2 tRNA genes and 2 rRNA genes (1 of these 4 cut by a window edge) are annotated in these 2,500 nt (G+C 44.9%); all 4 read left to right on the forward strand.

The features are described from left to right. The first annotated feature begins 141 nt into the window (after window positions 1-141). A 16S ribosomal RNA gene (locus ES045_RS16085) occupies window positions 142-1,661 on the forward strand. 82 nt (window positions 1,662-1,743) lie between these two features. Then, window positions 1,744-1,817, forward strand: a tRNA-Ile gene (locus tag ES045_RS16090). Window positions 1,818-1,919: 102 nt separating this feature from the next. Further along, window positions 1,920-1,993: transfer RNA gene (locus ES045_RS16095), tRNA-Ala, on the forward strand. 224 nt (window positions 1,994-2,217) lie between these two features. Then, window positions 2,218-2,500: ribosomal RNA gene (locus tag ES045_RS16100) — 23S ribosomal RNA — on the forward strand (it continues 2,601 nt past the right edge of the window). The 16S and 23S rRNA genes sit together here with 2 tRNA genes alongside, the layout of an rRNA operon.

Consider the following 2,500-nt stretch of genomic DNA (forward strand, 5'->3'; position numbering starts at 1 on the left):
CTTGTTTAAATACAAGAGATTGAGATTCTAAAAGTTCATTGAAAATATTGAAATTGACAGCGTAAACAAAGAGTAGAATAACCACATTAGTTAAATAATGTAAATTCTTTTGAAACTTATTCATTAAAATATTTAAAATATACAATGAAGAGTTTGATCCTGGCTCAGGATGAACGCTAGCGGCAGGCTTAACACATGCAAGTCGAGGGGTAACATTGTAGCTTGCTACAGATGACGACCGGCGCACGGGTGCGTAACGCGTATAGAACCTACCTTTTACAGGGGAATAGCCTTTAGAAATGAAGATTAATGCCCCATGGTATTGAGAGTTGGCATCAACTTTTAATTAAAGATTTATCGGTAAAAGATGGCTATGCGTCCTATTAGTTAGTTGGTAAGGTAACGGCTTACCAAGACAGCGATAGGTAGGGGTCCTGAGAGGGAGATCCCCCACACTGGTACTGAGACACGGACCAGACTCCTACGGGAGGCAGCAGTGAGGAATATTGGACAATGGAGGAGACTCTGATCCAGCCATGCCGCGTGTAGGAAGAATGCCCTATGGGTTGTAAACTACTTTTATACAGGAAGAAACAGTGGTATGTATACCACCTTGACGGTACTGTAAGAATAAGGACCGGCTAACTCCGTGCCAGCAGCCGCGGTAATACGGAGGGTCCAAGCGTTATCCGGAATCATTGGGTTTAAAGGGTCCGCAGGCGGTCAATTAAGTCAGAGGTGAAATCCCATAGCTTAACTATGGAACTGCCTTTGATACTGGTTGACTTGAGTCATATGGAAGTAGATAGAATGTGTAGTGTAGCGGTGAAATGCATAGATATTACACAGAATACCGATTGCGAAGGCAGTCTACTACGTATGTACTGACGCTGAGGGACGAAAGCGTGGGGAGCGAACAGGATTAGATACCCTGGTAGTCCACGCCGTAAACGATGGATACTAGTTGTTGGGATTTATCTCAGTGACTAAGCGAAAGTGATAAGTATCCCACCTGGGGAGTACGGTCGCAAGACTGAAACTCAAAGGAATTGACGGGGGCCCGCACAAGCGGTGGAGCATGTGGTTTAATTCGATGATACGCGAGGAACCTTACCAGGGCTTAAATGTAGTCTGACAGCTTTAGAGATAGAGTTTTCTTCGGACAGATTACAAGGTGCTGCATGGTTGTCGTCAGCTCGTGCCGTGAGGTGTCAGGTTAAGTCCTATAACGAGCGCAACCCCTGTCGTTAGTTGCCAGCATGTTATGATGGGGACTCTAACGAGACTGCCAGCGCAAGCTGAGAGGAAGGTGGGGATGACGTCAAATCATCACGGCCCTTACGTCCTGGGCCACACACGTGCTACAATGGTATGGACAATGAGCAGCCATCTGGCAACAGAGAGCGAATCTATAAACCATATCACAGTTCGGATCGGAGTCTGCAACTCGACTCCGTGAAGCTGGAATCGCTAGTAATCGGATATCAGCCATGATCCGGTGAATACGTTCCCGGGCCTTGTACACACCGCCCGTCAAGCCATGGAAGCTGGGAGTGCCTGAAGTCGGTCACCGCAAGGAGCCGCCTAGGGTAAAACTGGTAACTAGGGCTAAGTCGTAACAAGGTAGCCGTACCGGAAGGTGCGGCTGGAACACCTCCTTTCTAGAGAAAGATGGTGAGTTACAAAAGGTTCATTTTTACTCTTTGCTGTTAATTTTAAAAAAACAAAGTATTAAGCTATTATAGTCTCGTAGCTCAGCTGGTTAGAGCGCTACACTGATAATGTAGAGGTCGGCAGTTCGAGTCTGCCCGGGACTACAAAAACTTAATATTAAGGAAATTCTAGAAGTTGGGATGCCCAAGTTGACGTACAAGTCATCAATTAACTGATAACTGTTAACTGGTACTGACTACTAAAAAGGGGGATTAGCTCAGTTGGCTAGAGCGCTTGCCTTGCACGCAAGAGGTCATCGGTTCGACTCCGATATTCTCCACAAATTACAGTTGGCAGTCACAGTCATCAGGGCTCAGTTTTTAACTGTTCACTGTTACTGAATACTGGATACTGAATTAAAGTTCATTGACATATTGGTAAAATGATATCGTAAGAATCAAATAGATAGAGAACGATTAGAATATTTATATTCTAATCGAAAATTTTTTTATAAAAATATAAAAGAGTTCATTATAGTATGGAAACATACTGTAGCAAAAAGTACAATAAGTTAAGTAAGGGCGTATGGCGGATGCCTAGGCTCTCAGAGACGACGAAGGACGTGATAAGCTGCGAAAAGCCACGGGGAGGGGCACATACCTTTTGATCCGTAGATATCCGAATGGGGCAACCCGGCATGTTGAAGACATGTCACCTAGCAATAGGGGTAAACCCGGTGAACTGAAACATCTAAGTAACCGGAGGAAGAGAAAACAATAGTGATTCCGTTAGTAGTGGCGAGCGAACGCGGATTAGCCCAAACCAATGTTGTTACGGCAATATTGGG

Source organism: Polaribacter sp. IC073 (assembly GCF_007997075.1).
In the GTDB taxonomy this organism is placed as follows: Bacteria; Bacteroidota; Bacteroidia; order Flavobacteriales; family Flavobacteriaceae; genus Polaribacter.